Annotated in this window: 12 protein-coding genes; 7 read left to right on the top strand and 5 right to left on the bottom strand. The window is 63.4% G+C overall.

Annotation, left to right across the window (positions count from 1 at the left end; all coding sequences use genetic code 11):
• Window positions 1-57 precede the first annotated feature (57 nt).
• The 5 genes from I2H31_RS08640 to rhaT form a co-directional block, all read right to left on the bottom strand.
• Complete coding sequence (locus I2H31_RS08640; protein WP_196292627.1) at window positions 58-1581, bottom strand: RagB/SusD family nutrient uptake outer membrane protein; 1524 nt, start codon at window positions 1579-1581, stop codon at window positions 58-60.
• 21 nt (window positions 1582-1602) lie between these two features.
• A complete protein-coding gene (locus I2H31_RS08635) occupies window positions 1603-4815 on the bottom strand; it encodes a SusC/RagA family TonB-linked outer membrane protein (protein WP_196292626.1) in 3213 nt (1070 codons plus the stop codon).
• Window positions 4816-5186: 371 nt separating this feature from the next.
• Window positions 5187-6269 (bottom strand): glycoside hydrolase family protein, encoded by a 1083-nt coding sequence (locus tag I2H31_RS08630; protein WP_196292625.1) that lies wholly within the window; start codon window positions 6267-6269, stop codon window positions 5187-5189.
• A 129-nt stretch (window positions 6270-6398) separates the two neighbouring features.
• Window positions 6399-9275: a glycoside hydrolase family 2 protein gene (locus I2H31_RS08625; protein WP_196292624.1), complete on the bottom strand. Its 2877-nt coding sequence runs from the start codon at window positions 9273-9275 to the stop codon at window positions 6399-6401.
• Window positions 9276-9605: 330 nt separating this feature from the next.
• The gene (gene rhaT / locus I2H31_RS08620; protein ID WP_196292623.1) at window positions 9606-10694 is read right to left on the bottom strand and encodes an L-rhamnose/proton symporter RhaT; all 1089 of its coding nucleotides are present in this window, start codon (window positions 10692-10694) and stop codon (window positions 9606-9608) included.
• Between the two features lie 296 nt (window positions 10695-10990).
• On the opposite strand from rhaT, the gene I2H31_RS08615 reads away from it, so the two are divergent.
• The 7 genes from I2H31_RS08615 to I2H31_RS08585 all read left to right on the top strand — a co-directional run bounded on the left by I2H31_RS08615 (window position 10991) and on the right by I2H31_RS08585 (window position 20231).
• Entirely contained in the window at window positions 10991-13099 is a 2109-nt protein-coding gene (locus I2H31_RS08615) for a bifunctional aldolase/short-chain dehydrogenase (RefSeq protein WP_196292622.1), read from the top strand.
• A gap of 293 nt (window positions 13100-13392) precedes the next feature.
• A complete protein-coding gene (locus I2H31_RS08610; RefSeq protein ID WP_196292621.1) occupies window positions 13393-14403 on the top strand; it encodes a GntR family transcriptional regulator in 1011 nt (336 codons plus the stop codon).
• 204 nt (window positions 14404-14607) lie between these two features.
• The gene (locus tag I2H31_RS08605; protein WP_196292620.1) at window positions 14608-15888 is read left to right on the top strand and encodes a TIM barrel protein; all 1281 of its coding nucleotides are present in this window, start codon (window positions 14608-14610) and stop codon (window positions 15886-15888) included.
• Window positions 15885-17270, top strand: a complete 1386-nt coding sequence (locus tag I2H31_RS08600) for an FGGY-family carbohydrate kinase (protein ID WP_196292619.1) — start codon at window positions 15885-15887, stop codon at window positions 17268-17270. The genes I2H31_RS08605 and I2H31_RS08600 overlap by 4 nt, the downstream gene beginning before the upstream one ends.
• Window positions 17271-17377: 107 nt before the next feature.
• Window positions 17378-18118: a (Fe-S)-binding protein gene (locus I2H31_RS08595; RefSeq protein WP_196292618.1), complete on the top strand. Its 741-nt coding sequence runs from the start codon at window positions 17378-17380 to the stop codon at window positions 18116-18118.
• 152 nt (window positions 18119-18270) lie between these two features.
• Window positions 18271-19668: a lactate utilization protein B gene (locus tag I2H31_RS08590; protein ID WP_196292617.1), complete on the top strand. Its 1398-nt coding sequence runs from the start codon at window positions 18271-18273 to the stop codon at window positions 19666-19668.
• Window positions 19665-20231: a LutC/YkgG family protein gene (locus tag I2H31_RS08585; RefSeq protein WP_196292616.1), complete on the top strand. Its 567-nt coding sequence runs from the start codon at window positions 19665-19667 to the stop codon at window positions 20229-20231. The genes I2H31_RS08590 and I2H31_RS08585 overlap by 4 nt, the downstream gene beginning before the upstream one ends.
• The last annotated feature ends 488 nt before the right edge of the window (window positions 20232-20719 follow it).

Genomic DNA, 20719 nt, shown 5'->3' with positions numbered 1-20719 from the left:
GCGTTCCGGCGGCCGAATTGAAATTTCGGGGTACAGGTGCTTTTAAGCGTCTTCCGGCTAGTAGCCGGGGTTCTGCTCGTAGAGGTAGGCCGAGGCGGCCAGTTCGGCCTGCGGCACGGGGTAGAGCAAGTCGTTGGCATTGAGCGGCGAGCGCATGCGCTTGCTCACGTCGTCCTGCGCAATCCAGGCATTCAGAATGTTCACGGCATTGCCCGAACGCACCAGGTCGTGCCAGCGCAGGCCTTCGCCCACAAACTCGCGCCGGCGCTCTTCCATCAGCTGGGCGTAGGTGGTGCCCGTCACGGTGCCGGTGAGGCCGGCCCGGGCCCGCACCTGGCTCATGATGGCGTCCACGTCGGCCGGCGCGCCCCCGCCGCCTTTCAGGATGGCTTCGGCCTTCATCATGAGCACGTCGGTGTAGCGCATCACGATGAAGTTGATGGGCCAGTCGGTGCGGGTGGTGCCCCGCAGCGCGCCGTTGATGTACTTTTTGAACGCGGCGCGGGGTTCGGTCAGGATGGGCGCGGTGGTGGTGGTGTAGCCCTGCTGCAAGGAAAAGGTCTTGCGCACGTCGCCCGCGGCAAAGGTGCTCAGCAGGTTGTTGGAGGCCGGCCGCAGCTCGTCGCCGGTGCCGAAGGTGGTGCCCACCCCGATGGAGTTGAAGTAGTTGTTGGTCACCAGAATGGACGGATACGAAGCCCCCTGCCCCACCCCGCCGCTGATGTACTGCACGTCGAACAGCACCTCCTTATTATTCTCGTTGGTGTAGGAGAAGATGTTGGCGTAGGCGTTGGTGCCGGTGGCGAACTGGTAGGGGCCGTTGGTGGTGATGTCGTTGAACAGGGCGTAGGCCTTGTCGTATTCGTGGCTGTCCAGGCCCGGGCCTTCGATGCCGTAGGTGGGGCCCGAGCGGGTGAGGTACACGAGGCCCAGCAGGCCTTTGGCGGCCCAGCTGGTGGCGCGGCCCACGTCGGCGCCGGTGTAGCTCGGCGCCAGGCTGGCGCTGGCCGTGGTCAGGTCCGCAATGATGAGGCCGTAGACGTCGGCCACCGGCGAGCGGTTGATTTTGGCCACCACCTGGGGTTCCAGGGCGTGGTCAATCAGCGGCACTTTGCCAAAGTAGCGCACCAGGTCGAGGTAGTACAGGGCGCGCAGGAACTTGGCTTCGCCTTCGTAGCGGGTGCGCAGGGCCGGCGTGAGCACGCTGCCGTTGGCGGCCAGCTGGTCGAGCAGGATGTTGCAGCGGTAGATGCCGGTGTAGTCGGCCGTCCAGGTGCCGGCCGGGTACTCGTTGGAGGCAATGGCGGTCGAGAAATTGTTGATGGGCTCCCAGGTGCGGATGCCCTGGGTGCTCACCCCGTAAATGTTGTCGGAGCGGGTTTCGGCCATGGTGAGCTGCCGGTCCGGGTAGTCGCGCAGGCTGCTGTAGGCCGCGTTCATGGCCTGGGTAAAATCGTCGGCCGACTTGTAAAACGTGGGCACCGAGCCGCTGGAAATCGGCGACTGGTCGAGGTCTTTTTCGCAGCCGGTGCTGGCCACCAACAGGGCGGCGGCCAGGGCGCAGAGCAAGGTCTTTTTCATGAGAATGGTCGGGTGGGAATGCTAGAAGGTGACGTTCAGGCCAAAAGTGACGGACTTGGTGAGGGGCAGCCCGCCGTAGTCGGTGCCCACGCCGAAGCTGCCGCCGCCCGCGTTGGAGTTCACGGCGTCCACGTTGTAGCCGCCGCGGTAGGTGTCGTGGCCGAAGAAGTTTTCCAGCGAGGCGTACACGCGGGCCGCCTGCACGAAGCGCGTGCCGATGAGGGTGTTCAGGTTGTAGCCCAGCGTGATGTTGCGCACGCGGTAGTAGTCGCTCGAATACAGCCAGGAAGTGCTTTTCAGGGGCGTAAAGCTGGTCGAGGCCTTGCCGCGCTCGCCGGCGCCGGGGTTTTCGGGCGAAATCCAGCGGTCGCGCTGCAGGCCCAGCACGTTCTGGTTGTAGCCCATGTTGGTGTTGTCGATGGCCCGGCCGATGAGCGAGTACAACTGGCCGCCGTTCTGGCCCTGCACCAGCACGCTCAGGTCGAAGCCTTTGTAGGAGAACGTGTTGGTGATGCCCCAGGTGTATTTCGGGCTGGGCTGGCCCACGATGACCCGGTCTTTGTCGTCAATCGCGCCGCTGTTGTCCGCGTCGCGGTACTTGGGGTCGCCCACGGTTTCGCCCTGAATGATGGGCACCTTGGAGTCGATGTCGGCCTGCGTCAGGATGCCGTCCTGCACGATGGAGTAGAACGAGAACATGGGCTGGCCCACTTGCAGAATGGCGCTGGCCGCGCCGTACGACGACGGAATCTCGATGGCCGCGTCGCCGGGGCCCAGGTGCACCACCTGGTTCTCGTTGTGGCTGAAATTCAGGGCCGTGCTCCAGGTGAAGGCGCCGGTGAAGTTGTTGGTTTTCAGCTCCACTTCCCAGCCCTGGTTCAACACTTCGCCGATGTTGCGCAGCTGCGAGCCGTAGCCCGACGCCGAGGGCACAGGCACGCTCAGCAGCAGGTCTTTGCTGGTTTTGGTGTAGTAGTCGAACGAACCAAAAATGCGGTTGCGGAAGAAGCCGTAGTCGAGGCCGAAGTCCAGGGTGCGCGACTTTTCCCAGCGCAGGTCGGCGTTGGGCGAGGAGTTGGGGGCCTGGCCGGTGGCAATGGCGCCGCCGAAGGTGTAGCTGTTCACGCCCAGCGTGGCCAGGCTGCTGTAGTCGCCGATGTTGTTGTTGCCGGCGAAGCCGATGCTGCCGCGCACTTTCAGCTCGCTCAGGAAGGCCACGTTTTTCATGAACCCTTCCTGCGAGATGCGCCAGCCCGCCGAACCAGCCGGAAACACGCCCCAGCGCGAGTCTTCGCCGAAGCGCGAGGAGCCGTCGCGGCGCACGCTGGCCATCAGCAGGTACTTGCCCATAAAAGCGTACTGCAGGCGCGCAAACTGCGACACCAGCGTGTTCTGGGTTTCGCTGGTGCCGTTGTCGGCGGTGCCGGTGATGTTGGTGGCGCCGTTGAGCGTGGTCACGGCGCTGTTCACGAAGCCGCCCGACGACTTGAGCTTGTCCGACTCGGTGTGGAAGTAGTTGTAGGAATAGCCGGCCAGCACGGTCAGGTCGTGCTTTTCAGCAAACACGCGGCTGTAGGTGGCCGTGTTCTCGTTCACGAACGTGATGTGGCGGTAGCCGCTGAAGGTGCCCGTGGCCCCCGAGCCCACCAGCTTGGAGTTGGGGATGTAGGACTTGGCGCGGGCGTCGGTGTTGTCGAGGTTCACGGTGGAGCGCAGGCGCAGGTTTTTCACCGGCTCCAGCTCGCCGTACACCGTGGCCAGGCTGCGGAAGGTTTTGGTGCTCTGCTGGCGGTTGGTGAGCTCGCCCACCGGGCTGATGGACGAGCCGCCCCACAGGTACACGGGGTTTTCGCCGTAGTTGGTGAGCAGGCCCGCCGACGACTCGGCCACCGGCACCATGGTGACGAACTTCTGGGTCAGGTTGTCCTTGCCCTCCACGCCGGGGTCGCTCGACTCGGAGTAGGTTGGCGTCAGGTTCAGGCCGAATTTCAGCTTGTCGTTGGCCTTCACTTCCACGTTGGCGCGGGCCGAGTAGCGGCGGTAGTTCACGCCGATGACGATGCCCTGCTGGTCGTTGAAGTTGCCCGACACGAAGTAGTTGATGTTGGGCGTGGCCCCGCTGGCCGACACCTGGTAGTTCTGCACCACGCCGGTGCGGAAAATGGCGTCCTGCCAGTCGATGTAGTCCAGGCCGGGGTGGCCGGGCTGGCTCCACCGGTCATCGGGCATCAGGCTGGGGGTGTAGGCGCCGGGGGCCAGGCCCAGAATCTGCCGCCGCGTGGCGTTGTCCTGGCTGGCGGAGCGGCCCGCCCCCGATTTCACCCAGGCCGCGTTGACGATTTCGGTGGCCCGCTGCGTCCATTCTTCCGGCGTGAGCAGGTCGAGCTTTTTGGCCATCTGCGACACGCCGGAGTAGGCGTTCACGCTGATAACGGCCTTGCCGGTTTTGCCGCGCTTGGTGGTCACCAGCACCACGCCGTTGGCGGCGCGCGAGCCGTAGATGGCCGCCGCCGCCGCGTCCTTCAGCACTTCTATCGACTGAATGTCGCTGGGGTTGATGTTGTCGAGCGGGTTGCCGGTGCTGTAGTTGCCGTTGCTGTTGGGCGAGGCAATTTCCAGCGGAAAGCCGTCAATCACATACAGCGGCTGGTTGCCGGCCGTGATGGAGCTGTTGCCGCGCACCTGCACCGTGAAGCCGCGGCCGGGCAGGCCGGTGTTTTGCTGCACCTGCACGCCGGCCAGTTGGCCCACCAGCGCCTGGTCGACGCGGGTGATGGGCCGCTCCTCCAGCTTGCTGGCGTCCAGGGTGGCAATGGCGCCGGTCACGTCGCTGCGCTTCTGGGTGCCGTAGCCCACCACCACCACTTCGTCGAGGCTCTTGGTGTCGTCGGCCAGCCGGATGCTGAAGTTTTCGGGCCCGGCAAAGGGCCGTTCCTGGGTTTGAAAGCCCACGAAGCTGAACACCAGCGTGCCCGGCGTTTCGGGCACCGCCAGGCTGAACGAGCCGTCGGCGTTGCTGGAGGTGCCCAGCGTGGTGCCCTTCACCACGATGGTGACGCCCGGCAGGCCTTCGCCGTTGGGCGAAGTTACCTTGCCGGTGAGCTGCCAGTCGGCCGCCGCGTGCCGCGCCGCCGCCGGGGGCAGGGCCGCCGCGGCCAGCGCCGGCCCCGTCATCAGAAACAGTGGCACGCAAGCCGCAAGCCGCAAACGTTGCCAGGAGTAAAAGGTATTCATTGGGTGTGGGAATTGGGTGAGACGTTCAACTGAACCGCGGCGGGTGAGAGGCGGAATTGAGTCAATATTAGAAGCCGGGTGAGCCCTTACTCTCCTGTAGACTACTGGTTGGGCCTTTTGGCTACCATCTTAGCCAGTTTCTGTACTCGATTGGCCAGACTCGCAAAACGGGTGAGGCGGCGAACCTGAGGTGTGGCAGGCGGCCGCTCCAAAGCCGCCCGCCTGCAACGCCCCAAATAGCGCCCGGGCGCCTCACTCTACCATTTATGCAAATGTTTCTTTCTTTCGCCGCAGCGCCTTCCCGCACCCTCCTGCCCGCTCGCCGGCAGGCGCTTGCCAGCGCCGCGGCCTCATTATCAATCGAAAAAAGCTCAGGTGATTTTGAGAATAAACGACGAAGCCGTCATGAATTTACCGCCCTGCGAGGCGCAGAACAAGTATTCCGGCTTGCCGTTGCGCAGCAGCAGCTGCGGCCGTTCGAGGCGGCCGTAGCGCTTGAGGCTGGGCGGCGCGGGCGGCTCCGGCACCCCATAGTCGCGGATGGCGCGGAAGGCAATGGTGGGAAAGCTCCACGCCTTGCCGTCTTCCGACTCCAGAAACAGGCCCACTTCCTGGCTGTACACGCCCATGTCGCGGGCCAGCAGCTGGAACTTGCCGTGCTGCCGCCACACAAAGGCATCTTCAAACTGCTTGTTGTGGCCCTGCCCCGAGAAGTCGATGACCGGGTTGCCCTCAAATTTCACGTAAGGCCCGTGCAGCTGCTCGGCCACGGCCAGGCCGTACTTGCGATTGCCGCGGATGGCCTGGCCCTTCGCTTCTTCGTATTCGCGGGTGTTCCAGGACTTGTAGTAGAGCCAGTACTGGCCGTTGGGGTGCTTGATGAAGGCGGGGTTGGTGGTGCAGTGGTCGTCCCAGGCGCCGGCGGGGCCGGGCAGCAGCAGGGGCTGGTCGGGGCGCGTCCAGGGGCCATCCAGGGTGGGCGCGGTGGCCAGGCCGATGCGCTTGGTGTCGGTTTTGCCGTTGGCATTGCCCATGAAAAACAGGCAGTACTGCCCATCCACCAGCTGAATGCTGGGGTTGTGGCAGGTGGTGGCGTCCCAGTGGCCGGGGCCGCGCGGGGCCAGCACCACCTCCACGAAGGCGTAGGGCCCTTCCGGCTTGTCGGCCACCGCGTGGCAGATTTCGGAGCCGTTCAGCCAGCCGCCCATGCCCTTGCCGGCCGCCCAGCGCGAGAAAAACACGTGCACCCGGCCGTCGGGCCCGTAGATGGGTGAGTTGCACCACACGTAGCAGTCGGGCAGCTCCAGCGCCCGCCCCACTGGTTTCAGGTGCTTGCTGAACTTCGAGAAAGCTCCTTTGGGATAGTCAATCAGGCGCGGCGCGGCAAAGCCGGCCCAGGCCCGCGCCAGCGGCGCCAGCACCAGGCCGGTGAGAAAAGTACGACGGGCAAGCACGGGCGGGAAGTTGAAGGACGAAGAATGCCGCAAGGAAGCTCGTGGTAGCACCGCCACTCTCCTGCACCCTGCCGGAAGCCCCCAGCATGACCGTTCCGTTTATGGCTTTTGCCTACTCTCTGATTTACCCTAAAACAGGTCGTCCTTCACCGGTGCGACGTAGGGCTGGGGCTGGCTGCTGGTGGGCGGCAGGCCGAAATAGAAGTACAGCGTGCGCCGGGTGGGCGCGCCGGCAAAGTGGTTGGTTTCGCTGGCCGGGCCGAGGTTTTGGGGGTTGGGGTCGATGGTGAGGCCGAGCTTGGTGCCGATGGGCGGGATGGCGTCGAGGAAGGAAATGTCGCCGGTGGGCAGGCCGGGCTGGGGTTTCACGCCCGAGAGGCCGTAGAAATTGAAGCGGCGGACGAACAGGTTTTCGCCGGGGCTGGCGACGAGGAATTTGCCTTCCACGGTGTTCATTTCCAGCCAGGCCACGTCGGCGAAATAGCCTTTGAACTCGGGGTAAATCCAGGGCGCGGCCGCCGTTTGGGTGTTGTTGTTGGCGTTGCTCCACACGTTGAGGGCGGTGCCGGCCAGGCGGTTTTTCCAGCTGCGGTAGGGGCCCTGGCCCAGCCATTTGGCGCCAATCACGAAGTTTTCGGGGTAGCTGAAGCTGAGGCCGGTGAAGGGGTAGTCGCCGGTGAGGGCGTATTCGTAGTCGAGGCGCAGCCAGCCGCTGGCGTGCATCTTCCAGCGCACGGCGCGCAGGTCGCCGGTGTAGGTGGCTTCCACTACTTCGCCGTCGGGCTCGGCGTGGTGCTGCAGGCCGGCGAAGGCGGCGGTGCCGGCCACCGGCACCGGGCCGTTGGTGAAGGAAAGCCGGTCGCCGTTGTTGCCCTTCACGCCGGTGAGGCGGCCGTTTTGCTTGTTGAAAGTGACGCTGATGTTGCTGGCTTTCAGGGTCAGCGTGGTATCGGTTTCGGTGGCTTCCACGGCTGATTTGTCTTTGGCTTCAAGGCTGAGCACGCCATCGAGCAGCTTGGCGTTGCCGCCGGTTTTCCAGGTCCATTTATACACCTGGTTTTTGAACGGGTCGTAGGCCGAGAGCACCAGCGCGTCGTAATTCTTCCAGTCTTTGGGCAGGTCCAACCGGAGCCGGCCGGTGGCCAGCGGGGCCACGGCGGGGCTTTTGAAGCGGCTTTTCTGCTGCGTGAGGCTGCCCGTGAAGGGGTCGTTGGGCTTGCGAAAGTTCACCAGCTCCCACTGAAAAAAGCACTGGCTGAGGTTGGTGAAATGGTAGCGGTTTTCGACTTCAATAGTGCCGTTGAACCTGGCCGGCAGCTCTTTGAGGCGGATGTTGATGGGCGAAAAAATCTCGCGGATGGCGAAGAAGCTGCCCTCCTTCTCGCGGTGCGGGCCCACAATGCCGTCGGGCGCGTTCACGCCATTCACGTCGATGAGGTTGTTCTGGTCGGTGCGCACAATTCCCTCGTCTAGCAGCGCCCAGAGGAAGCCGCCGCCCGAGCGCGGGGCTTTCCAGTGCAGCTCCCACATATCGGCCAAGCCGGCGCCCCCGCCCCCGTCATCCTGGCTGTGCAGGAACTCGGTGGGCATGTAAATGAGCGAGTCGGCCAGGATTTTTTGGGTGCTGTAGTAGTCCTCGTAGTGGTTGCAGTCGATGCCGCTGTGGGCGTTGCCGGGGCGGTGGTGCGGGTGAATGACGGGCCGCCGGGTGAGGTCGTATTGGGCAAAAACGGCGTCCAGCTCCTTGTTGGTGCCGCCCTCGTTGCCGTTGTCCCAGAAGATGACGCTGGGGTGGTTCTGGTCCTTTTCCACCATGGCGCGCACCAGCGGGGTGCCGGCCCGGGTGCTGTAGGCTTTTTGCCAGCCGGCCAGCTCGTCAAGCACGTAGAGGCCCAGCGAGTCGCAGAGGTGCAGAAATTCGGCGTCGGGCGGGTAGTGAGACAGGCGCACGGCGTTCATGTTCATCTGTTTCAGCAGCTTCACGTCGAGCAGCTGTATGGAATCGTTGAGGGTGCGGCCGGTTTCGGGCCACCAGCTGTGGCGGTTGGCGCCCTTCATTTTCACCGGCGTGCCATTCACAAAAATGCCCCGGCCGCGCCGCACTTCGATGGTGCGGAAGCCGAAGGTTTCGGTGGTTTGGTATAGGGTTTCATTGCCGGTGCGCAGTGTGAGCCGGGCGCGGTAGAGCGCGGGCGTTTCGCTGGTCCATTGGCGCGGGTTTTTGACGGTGGTGGTCAGGCGGGCTAGGGTGTCGCCGGCGGCCACGGCGGCGCGGGCGGTGCCCACGGTCTGGCCGGTGGGGTCGAGAATGTCGGCTTGCAATTCGGCGGCCTGCCGCACGTGGCGCACGTTGGTGCGGAGGGTGAAACTGCCATTAGCGCGGGCGTCGATGGCCACGTTGTCGGCGTATTGCTGCGGGTAAGCTTGCAGGTAGACGGGCCGGAAAATCCCGCCGAAAATCCAGTAGTCGGCCAGCCGCTCGGCGTTGTTCACGCTGGGCTCGGCCGACATCTTGCTGACTTTCACTTCCAGCACATTGGCTTCGCCGAATTTTAGCTTGTCGGTGATATCATACTTGAAGCGGTAGAACGCGCCCTGGTGCACGGCGCCCGCCACCTGCCCGTTTACCCGCACTTCGGTGTCCGTCATCGAGCCTTCGAACACGATTTCGACGCGCCGGCCGCGCCAGGCGGCGGGCACCGGGAAGGCGTGCTTGTACAGCCCCTGCTCGTCGGCGAAGCGGAAGTTTTTGCCGTAGGTTTTGTAGTCGCGGCCGTAGTTGTAGAGGCCGAAACCCTCCTGCTCCCAGCACGAGGGCACGGCAATGCTGGTCCAATAGCCGCTTTGGCGCCCGCCGGTGCAGTAGAAATCCCACTTCACAGCGCGGCGGTTGTCGCGGCCCGAGAGGTACTGGATTTGCTTCTGGGCCGTAGGCTGGGCGCGGGCGGCTTGGGCGGCCAGTAGCAGGCACACGAGCAAAAGCCGACACACAGAGAAAGTAGACATGGCGCGAAGGAAAGCAAACGGGGCGACAGGCAGTGCGCCGCGAACCGAAGGCTGGCCTACCGGCTCATCGGCCCTATCCCACATGCAGGCCCCGACGCAAGTCCGGCAGCGCTGCCCGGCACTGCTTACCCGCCTGAGAAGCATCGGGCAGCGCTGCCAGGCTTATCTTAACTACCTAATGGGCACCGGGCAGCGCTGCCTGGCCTATCTCACCTGCTTGAGATGCACCCGGCAGCGCTGCCCGGTATCTCTTACCTGCTCAAGATGAACCGGGCAGCGCTGCCCGTGCTTCCAGGCTTATCCGGGCAAGATATCTGAGGCGCAGGCCCCCTACTCTGCCGTGTTCGCACTGGCCGTGTCCTGCGCGGCCGCCTTGCGCGAGGGGTCGCCCAGGTAGTTGCCGTAGCCCACCACCACCGTGGAGAGCACCACGGCGATGATGCCCAGCGTGACGGTGCGCATGGTGCTGCGGTTGGCGCCGCGCCACTCGTGCAGCACCAGGCCCCACATGCTGCTGAAGGCGATGATGAAGGCCATGTGCAGCGTCCAGCCCGAGAAGCGGTAGGCGCCCATCTGGCTGTCGCCCATGCCGTAGAAGAAGAACTGGAAGTACCACGTGGTGCCCGCCAGCGCGCAGAACAACACGTTGCGCAGGGCCGGGTACGAGGGGTTGAGGTAGTCGGTGTAGGTCTTGTTTTTGACGTTGAGGTAGAGGCACCACACCGCGTTGGTGGTGAGGCCGCCGAGCAGGATGATGACCAGAATGGCGTTATTGACGAACAGCGGGTTGGTGCCGTTGGCTTCGGCCAGCTTGGCAATGGGCTGCCCGGCCGTGAGCCCGAACGAGAAGCAGGCGCTCATGATGCCCGAAAACACGGCCACCAGCAGGCCCTTTTTCAGGTCAAATTCAGCAATGGATTCCTGCTTTTGCTCCTGGGTCAGGGTTTTTTCCTTGAGCAGGCCCGCCCGGCCGCAAATGAGGATGCCCAGCACGCACACGCCCAGCCCCAGCATGATGTAGCGGCCCGAGGAGGTGCTCAGTAGCTCGCCCATCTTGCCTTCGTAAATGGGTGGCACCAGCGTGCCAAACACCGCGCACAGCCCCAGCGTGACGGCCATGCCCAGGCTCAGGCCCAGGTACCGCATGGCCAGCCCGAACGTGAGCCCGCCCGTGCCCCAGAGAATGCCCCAGAAGTAGGCCCAGAAAATGGTGGAATTGTCGGCCTGGTGCAGCACCTCAAACAGGTGCGGCACGGTGAGGTAGCCCAGCACCCAGGGCGCCAGCAGCCAGCTCACGATGCCGCCCACCAGCCAGTAGCTTTCCCAGGCCCAGCCGTTGACTTTCTTGTAGGGCAGGTAAAAACTGCCGGAGGCAAAGCCGCCCAGCGCGTGCAGGATAACTCCCCAGATGACAGCCATACGATTTTCGGTTTTGGGCAAAGCTGCCCGGTAAGTGAGCCCCAACCCTCCTGTGCTCTCCTGAGTGCGAAATAATGCGGAAAGTAGCGCGGACTTTGTAGTCCGCGTCCCCAGCGGAAACCCAAACGACACCCAAAACGGCGCGGCGACGCGGACTACAAAGTCCGCGCTACTGCTCACAATAACTTTTTATGCCCGAGCAGGAGAGTGCAGGAGGTTGGTAGCCAGCCCGGCCCGGCACCTTTGCACCCAAAGCAACCCCATCCCGAATTCTGTACCGCAACAGAAGCACCATCATGGAAAAAACCCTCACTTTCCAGCACGTGAGTTACCTCTGGGACGAAACGAAAGCCGCCGAACTGGCCGGCGACGAAGTGGCCCTGTTCCTCTACCGCTCCAACCTGCTGGGCGCCGACCTGCGCCTGACCAACTACGCCGGCGGCAACACCTCCTGCAAAATCCAGGAAACCGACCCCGTGACCGGCCAGCCCGCCGAGGTGATGTGGGTGAAGGGCTCGGGCGGCGACATCGGCACGCTCACCAAGGCCGGCTGCGCCAACCTCTACGTCGAGAAGCTGCACCAGCTCAAGAACCGCTACCGCGGCCTGGAATTTGAAGATGAAATGGTGGGTTTGTTCGAATACTGCCTCTTCGACCCCAAGTGCGCCACGCCCAGCATCGACACGCCGCTGCACGGCCTGCTGCCCTTCAAGCACATCGACCACCTGCACCCCGACGCCCTGATTGCCATCGCGGCCAGCAAGGACGGCGAGCAGATTATGCACGACATCTGGGGCGACAGCATGGGCTGGCTGCCCTGGCAGAAGCCCGGCTTCGACCTGGGCCTGCAGTTGGAAAAGATTGTGGCCGAGAACCCCGGCCTGCGCGGCGTCATCCTCGGCGGCCACGGCCTCTTCACCTGGGGCGATACCTCTTACGATTCCTACATCAACACCCTGGAGGTGATTGAGCAGGCCGCCAAATACCTCGAAGCCAACTACGGCCAGCGCGGCCCGGTTTTCGGCGGGGTGAAGCGCGAGCAAACCCTGGACGCGGCCCAGCGCCGCGCCGCCGCCGCCGCCGTGATGCCCGTGCTGCGCGGCCTGGCCAGCAGCCAGCGCCGCATGCTGGGCCACTACACCGACGACGCCCGCGTGCTCGAATTCGTGAACTCGCACGACCTCGCCCGCCTCGCCGCCAAAGGCACCTCCTGCCCCGACCACTTCCTGCGCACCAAAATCCGTCCGCTCGTGCTCGACGCCGACGTGATGCAAGGGGATGCGGCCGGCGTGAAAACCTACCTGGAAAGCCAGTTTGAGGCCTACCGCGCCGACTACGCCGCCTACTACGAGCGCAGCAAGCACCCGAACTCGCCCGCCATGCGCGACGCCAACCCGGTCATCATCCTGTGGCCCGGCGTGGGCTTGTTCTCTTTCTCGAAAGACAAGCAGACCGCCCGCGTGGCCGCCGAATTCTACACCAACGCCATCAACGTGATGCGCGGGGCTGAAGCGGTGAGCACCTACCAGGGCCTGCCCGAGCAGGAAGCCTTTAACATCGAATACTGGCTGCTGGAAGAAGCCAAGCTGCAGCGCATGGCCCCGCCCAAAGCCCTCTCGGGCAAGGTGGCCTACGTGACCGGCGGCACCGGCGGCATCGGCAAAGCCATCTGCGAGGAGCTGCTGAAGTTCGGCGCCTGCGTGGTGGCCGTGGACCGCGACCGCCTCGAAGAAACCCAAACCGACCTACGCAAGCAGTTCGGCAAAGACGGCGCCGTTACGGCGCCCATCGAAGTCACCAGCGCCGAAAGCATTGCCGAGTCGCTGCGCGCCGGCGTGCTGCAGTTCGGCGGCGTCGACATCGTGGTGAACTGCGCCGGTTTGTCAATCTCTAAGCCGCTGGCTGAGACCACGCAGGCCGACTGGGACATTTTGAACGACGTGCTGGTGAAAGGCCAGTTCCTGGTGAGCCAGGCCGCCGTCGTCATCCTGCGTCAGCAGGGCCTGGGCGGCGACATCGTGAACATCGCCAGCAAAAACGGCCTCGTGGCCGGCCCCAACAACGTGGCCTACGGCACGGCCAAAGCCGCCCAGCTGCACATGAGCCGCCTGCTGGCCGCTGAGCTCGGAGGCGACAAAATCCGCGTGAACACCGTGAACCCCGACGCCGTGCTGCGCGGCTCCAAAATCTGGGAAGGCGAGTGGGCCGCCGGCCGCGCCAAGGCCTACGGCATCTCGGTTGAGGAATTGCCGGCGCACTACGCCAAGCGCACGCTGCTGGGCGAGGAGCTGCTGTCGGAGGACATCGCCAAGGCCGTGCGCGTGTTCGTGGATGGCTCCTTGAGCAAATCGACCGGCAACGTGCTGAACGTGGACGGCGGCGTGGCCATGGCGTTTGTGCGCTAAGCGAACAGCATGACGAACAAGTAGAACGTCATGCAGAGCGCAGCGAAGCATCTTGCCCGCAGGAAGTAATCATTTACTACTGCGGTAAAGATGCTTCGCTGCGCTCTGCATGACGTTCTGTTTTTGCCTTGCCAGGACGTTCTGCTTTTATTGAGCTATCTATCCGCTGGCATTGCGGAAAAAGCTACATTTGGGGTGACGCCTCCTCCCCTTTTTCCCACGCCTCGTTGCGTCAGGCCCGTTTTTTAGCAAAACCTGACACCCGACGACACCAGATTCCCCACCACCCCGGGATGTACCAACTACAACTCAAGCCGCTGGATAAAACGCCGAAGTACAAGCAGATTGTGCAGTCGGTGATTATGGACATTGAGCGCGGCGTGCTGAAAAACGGCGACCACCTGCCCAGCATCAGCGAGCTGAGCGTGGAGCACTACCTGGCCCGCGACACCGTGGAAAAAGCCTACCGTGAGCTGCGCGAGCGGGGTTTTATCACCTCGGTGCAGGGCAAGGGCTACTACGTGGAAGCCAGCGACACCTCGAAACTGAAGATTCTGCTGGTGTTCAACAAGCTCAGCTCCTACAAGAAAATCATCTATTACGCCTTTCTCGAAACCCTCGGCGACCGCGCCACCGTCGACCTGCAGATTCACCACTACAACGTGAACCTGTTTCAGGAAATCATTGAAAAGAACCTAGGCAAATACAACTACTACGTGGTGATGCCACACTTCACCCTGGACACCGATAAGGCCCTGTCCCGCGCCATTCTCAACACCATTCCCAGCCAGGAGCTGGTGCTGCTCGATAAGGATATTCCCGAGCTCGCCCACGACTGTCTGCGCGTGTTCCAGGACTTTGACAAGGACATTTTCGGGGCCCTCGAAAACGCCGAAGATTTGCTGGAAAAGTACTCCCGCCTGGTGCTGGTGCTGCCTTCCGACGCCAACCACCCGGAAGAATTACCCTGGGGCTTCCGCTCCTTTTGCCTGATGCGCAACAAGGAATTTTCGGTGGTGGAAAACGCCATGAACGAAGTGGTGACGGCCGGCACCGCCTACGTCGTCATCCGCGAAACCGACCTGGTGGAGCTGGTGAAGAAAATCCGCCAGACCAGCTACCTGCTGGGCCGCGAAGTGGGCATCATCTCCTTCAACGAAACGCCCCTGAAAGAGCTGCTGAACATGACGGTGATTACCACCGACTTTGAGGCCATGGGCCGCACCGCGGCCACCCTGCTGCTGGAAAAGCAGCGCGTGAAGGTGAAGAACCCGTTCTACACCATTCGGCGGGGCTCGTTGTAGCGGTAGCGTGGACTCTGCGAGTCCGCGCCCGAGCGAACGGCCTACGACGACAACGATACGCGGACTCGCAGAGTCCACGCTACCGCCCGCGCCGCCAGGTTTTTCCCCGCAAACAGGAGAGCCCAGAACAGTTCCGGCCGCTGCCTACGGGTAATTTGTTCTACCCATCCAACACCGGACTTTCCTATCCTACTCCACGGCCTTATGTTCTCCGACCAACGCCTTGCCGAGCTCAACCAGCCTTTGCTGGCCGAGCACCAACACAATTTCCAGCATTTGGCCGAGTCGCCGCGCCTGCGCCAGCTCGACGTGCCGGCCGTGGTGCAGAAGCTGATTGATTTCCAGGTGGCCATTCCGAGCTGGGCGCTGGGCACGGGCGGCACCCGTTTCGGCCGCTTCCCGCTGGGCGGTGAGCCCCGCACGCTGGAAGAGAAAATCGGTGACGTGGGCATTCTGCAGGCGCTCAATCGCTCGTCCAACTCCATTTCGCTGCACATTCCCTGGGACATTCCGCAGGACATCGCCGGCCTCCAGCAGTTGCTCAAGCAAAACGGCTTGGTGATTGATTCGGTGAATTCCAACACCTTTCAGGACCAGAAAGACCAGGCCCACACCTACAAGTTTGGCTCGCTCAGCAACACCGACAAAGCCGTGCGCGAGCAGGCCATTCAGCACAACATCGACTGCGTGGGCTACGGCCGTCAGCTCGACGCCAAAACGCTGACCGTGTGGCTGGCCGACGGCTCCAACTTCCCCGGCCAGCAGCACTTGCGCCGCGCGTTTCTGCGCACCCAGGAGTCGCTGGCGGCCATCTACGAGGCCATGCCGACCGACTGGACCATGCTGGTGGAGTACAAGCCCTACGAGCCCAACTTCTACTCGATGGTGATTCCGGATTGGGGCACCTCGCTGGCCCTGTGCCAGGCCATTGGCCAGAACGCGCAGGTGCTCGTGGACCTGGGCCATCACCTGCCCAACACCAACATCGAGCAGATTGTGGGCCGCCTGCGCCAGTTTGGCCGCCTCGGCGGTTTCCACTTCAACGGCTCGATGTATGGCGACGACGACCTGACCACTGGCAGCGCCAAGCCCTTCCAGCTCTTCCTGATTTTCAACGAGCTGGTGGACGCCGCCCTCGACCAATCGGTGCCGGCCGAAGCCGTGGCCTACATGATTGACGCCAGCCACAACGTGAAAGACCCGCTGGAAGACCTGCTGCAATCCGTCGAAAACATCCTTTCCGCTTACGCCAAAGCCCTGTTAGTCGACCGCGACGCCCTCGCCGAAGCCCAGGAAGCCAACGACGTGGTGCGGGCCGAGGAAATCCTGCGCGACGCCTTCCTCACCGACGTGCGCCCGCTGGTGTCAGAAGCCTACCTGCGGGCCGGCGGCGCCCTCAAGCCCCTCGCCGCCTACCGCGCCGCCGGCGTGCGCGAGCAGCTCATCGGCCAGCGCGGCAAGCACAGCGTATCGACCGGGCTATGAAAAAGACCATGAAAAAGTCGGTGTACGCCGTGTTCGACATCGGCAAGACCAATAAGAAGCTGATTCTCTTCGACGAGGACCAGCAGATTATTGACGAGGAGTTGCATGTGTGCACTGACGTGCTGGACGACGACGGCTTTGTGTGCGACCACCTGCCCCGCCTCACCGAGTGGGTGCTGGCCCACTGGCGCAACCTGCGCCAGCACCCGCACTACACCGTAAAGGGCGTGAACTTCACGGCCTACGGCGCCAGCTTCGTGCACCTCGGCGCCGACGGCGAGCCCGTGCTGCCGCTCTACAACTACCTCAAGCCCATTCCGGCTGAGATTGAGGCGCAGTTTTACGCCCAACTGGGGCAGTCGAAGGAAGAATTCGCGGCCGAAACCTGCTCGCCACAGCTCGGCCTGTTGAACTCGGGCCTGCAGCTGTACTGGCTGAAATACGCCAAGCCGGAGCAGTACGCCCGCATCCACACCTCGTTGCACCTGCCCAACTACCTCTCTTACCTGATTTCGGGCGAGAAATTCAGTGACTATACTTCCGTGGGCTGCCACACCAACCTGTGGGACTACCAGCGCGGCCAGTACCACGAGTGGGTGCGCCGCGAGGGCATCGACGAGAAGCTGGCGCCGCTTACGCGCGACTCCATCGCCTCGGTGGTCGACGGCATCATGGTGGGCGTGGGCCTGCACGACAGCACTTCGGCCGTGATGCCCTACCTGGCCGAGCACGACGAACCCTTCGTGCTGGTTTCGACGGGCACTTGGTCGGTTACCATCAACCCGTTCAACAGCCAGCCCCTCACGCCGGAGCTGCTGCGCCGCGACTGCCTCAGCTTCATGACGCCGCGCGGCGAAGCCACCCGCGCCGCCCGCGTGTTTCTGGGCCGCGAGCACGACTTTCAGGTGGAGCGCATTGCCGCGCACTTCCACGTGAAGCCGGACTTTTACCGCTCCATCGTGCTGGCCCGGCCCTACGACAAAACCTCGGCCGACTTCCGGCCCGGCTGCATGGCCGGCACCGGCCCCTTCCCCGATGAGCCGGCCGGCGAGTGGGACCTCTCAGGTTTCCGCACTGCCTCCGATGCCTACCAGCACCTCATGCACGGGCTGATTAACATCCTGCTCGAATCCATCCATCTGGTGTGGCAGGGCGAGAAAACCATCTTCGTGGACGGCGGCTTTGCCCGCAACCCACTCTTCATGCAAACGCTGAGCTGGAACTTCCCCAAGGCCGAAATCCGCACGCTGGAAGTGCCGCAGGCCACCGCGCTGGGCGCTCTGGTGCACCTGGAGCAGGGCGAGGCGCTGAAGAAAACCCAGCCGCTGTTCACGGATGAGGACGAGCTGCCGCTGGTGATTGCGCAGAACCGGACGGCGTAGCGAGAGCCGGACAGTCGTAGCGTGGACTCTGCGAGTCCGCGCTTTGCCGGGACGTTCGCCAGCGCGCGGACTCGCAGAGTCCACGCTACACACGCTAAAAACCAAGAATGAAAGTTGCCCTATTCGTCCCGTGCTACATCGACCAGTTCTACCCCCAGGTAGGCATTGCGACGCTGCAGCTGCTTGAGAAGCTGGGCGTCACCGCGCACTTTCCGGCCCAGCAAACCTGCTGCGGCCAGCCCCTGGCCAACAGCGGCTGCGAGCGCGACGCCCTGCCCATCTACCAGCATTTCGTGCAGACGTTTCAGGACTACGATTACGTGGTGGCGCCCTCCGGCAGCTGCGTCTACCACGTGCGCAAGCACTTCGACAAGCTCGACCAAACCGCCGCCGTGCAGCACGTGCGCGGCGCGGCCTATGATTTAATCGACTTCATCAGCACCGTACTGAAAGTGGATACGCTGCCGGGCGCCTTCCCGCACAAAGTGGGGCTGCACCTGAGCTGCCACGGCCAGCGCGGCCTGCACCAAGCCAACGAATCGGAGATGACGCCGGTGCGCGACGGGCAGTTGCGCCGCCTGCTGGCCTCGCTCGATGGCATCGAGCTTACCCACCTCAACCGCAACGACGAGTGCTGCGGCTTCGGCGGCACGTTTTGCGTGAGCGAAGCCGGCATCTCGGCCCGCATGGGCCAGGACCGCGTGGCCGACCACGTGCTGAACGGCACGCAGGTGCTCACCGGCAGCGACATGTCGTGTTTGATGCACCTGGAAGGCATCGTGCGCCGCGCTAAAATGCCTATCCGGGTGATGCACGCGGCGGAGATTCTGAATGGTGTGGTTGCCTAATTACATCTGTCATCCTGAGCGCAGCGAAGGACCTTCTCACGACTGCGCAGTTTGAAATTACTGCAATTTGTTCGGGCGTGAGAAGGTCCTTCGCTGCGCTCAGGATGACGGACATTTTCACCTTCGCTCTTCGCACTCCACCAACCCACCACATGAACCACGCCATCCGCGCCGACAAGTTTTTGCTGGATGCCGACCGCACCACCTGGCACGACGAAACCCTGTGGTTTGTGCGCGAAAAGCGAGACAAGGCCGTGTACGGCGTGCCCGAATTTCAGGAGCTGCGCGAGCTGGCTTCGCAAATCAAAAACCACACCCTGAGCCGGCTCGACCTGTATTTGCAGGAGTTTGAGGCCGCCGCGCAGGCCAACGGCGTGCACGTGCACTGGGCCGCCGATGCGGCCGAGCACAATGCCATTATCCTCGACATTATTCGGCAGCAGGGCGCCACGCGCGTGGTGAAAAGCAAGTCGATGCTGACCGAGGAATGCCACCTGAATCCGTATCTGATTCAGCACGGCATTGAGGTGGTGGATACCGATTTGGGCGAACGGATTATTCAGTTCCGCGACGAGGCGCCCAGCCACATCGTGCTGCCCGCCATTCACTTGAAGAAGGAGGACGTGGGCGACACCTTCCACACGCACTTGGGCACCACCAAAGGCGAAAGCGACCCGCAGCGCCTCACCGAAGCCGCCCGGCAGCATTTGCGGGCCAAGTTCCTGGCGGGGCAGGTGGCCATTTCGGGCGTCAATTTTGCCATTGCCGAAACCGGCGGCGTGGTGGTGTGCACCAACGAGGGCAACGCCGATTTGGGCGTGAACCTGGCGCAGGTGCACATCGCGGCCATGGGCATCGAGAAGATTATTCCGCGGCTCACGGACCTGGGCGTGTTCACGCGGCTGCTGGCGCGCAGCGCCACGGGCCAACCCGTTACCACCTACACCTCGCACTTTACCAAGCCGGCACCGGGCAAGGAGATGCACATTGTCATCGTCGATAATGGCCGGACGCAGCAGCTGGGCCGGCCCGATTTCCGGGCCTCATTGAAGTGCATTCGCTGCGGGGCCTGCATGAACACCTGCCCGGTGTACCGGCGCAGCGGCGGCCACAGCTACGACTTCACGGTGCCCGGCCCGATTGGGGCCATCCTGTCGCCCAACATCGACATGAAAAAGCACGCCTCGCTGCCGTTTGCCAGCACGCTCTGCGGCTCCTGCACCGACGTGTGCCCCGTAAAAATCGACATTCACACCCAGCTCTACAAGTGGCGGCAGGTGCTGGGCGAGGCCAACGAAATCCCGGCCTCGAAAAAGTGGGGCATGAAGTTCATGGGCCGGGTGCTGGCCAGTACCCGGGTGTATGGCCTGGGCGGGCAGTTTGCGCGGCGCGCCCTGCGCCTGCTGCCGCACGGCCTCACCCACGCCACCTCCTTCAATGCCTGGGCCGTGGCCCGCGAGCTGCCCGCGCCGCCGAAGCAAAGCTTCCGCGAGTGGTACGCCAAGCAGCCGCAGCCCGCGCCTCAACCCCAACCCAAACTGCCGGCATGAGTGCTTCCCGCGACCGAATTTTAGCCGCCGCCCAGGCCAACAAGCCCGACGAACTGCCGCTGCCCGAGGTGCCGCTGTTCGGTGGCGACGCCACGGCGGAGCGGTTTGCGAGCGTGCTGGCCGGCATCGGCGGCACGGTGGTGTGGCTGGAGGGGCTGGGCAGCCTCGTGCCCACTTTGCAGCAGCTTTTCCCAGAGGCGCGCAACACGGCCTCGCCCCTGTTCCGCGGCACGGTACCCGTGGATGCGCAGACGTCGACCGGCATCCTGGCCGAAATCGACCTGGCCGTGCTGCCGGGCGAAATCGGGGTGGCCGAGAACGGCGCCGTCTGGCTCCCGGAGGCCAATATGCTGCACCGGGCGCTGCCCACCATCACCCAGCACCTGGCGCTGGTGCTCGACCACCGGCGCATCGTGGCCACCATGCACCAGGCCTACGCGCAGCTGCCCGGCACCGGTGGCTACGGCAAGTTCGTGGCCGGCCCATCCAAGACGGCCGACATCGAGCAGTCGCTGGTGATTGGGGCGCACGGCGCGCGCAGCCTCGTAGTGCTGCTGTACTGAGCTAGGAAACTGTCCAAAAAAGAAGCGGCCCCCAGGGGAGGCCGCCTCTTCGACTCTACTTGTTTCACTAAAACTCACTTGTAACCTTCATGCTTTCGTAGTGGCCGGCCCCAACCACAGATTTTAATCGTTGGCGCTACATGGCAACACTGACGTGGCACGCCGCAGAGACGGACGAAAGAGGACTCCCACCCAATCTTTTTCCGTTCTGCTGCGTGCCAGTCAGGTTGTAATTCACTCACAATTACAAAGCTGTCACCCTGACTACCTGAAACCTTCCCGCACCCTCCTGCTATCAGGAAATTCTGGTGAGTACTGACTTACCAAGCGTGAGGTCGAGCGCAGCCGGGACAGCCCGCGGGCCAGAGCAACTGATTACTGCTGCACGCGGGATGTCTCGACAAGCTCGACCTGACGAACTACTTGTCCGCATGACGGGCCACTTGTGCAGTTGAAAACCCTGGCAAGAACCTGGCCCTGCCCCTGCC

It is taken from the genome of Hymenobacter ruricola (genome assembly GCF_015694525.1).
Lineage (GTDB): Bacteria > Bacteroidota > Bacteroidia > Cytophagales > Hymenobacteraceae > Hymenobacter > Hymenobacter ruricola.
Note: the sequence above shows the minus strand (reverse complement) of the source record. Positions and strands in the feature narration are given on the sequence as shown.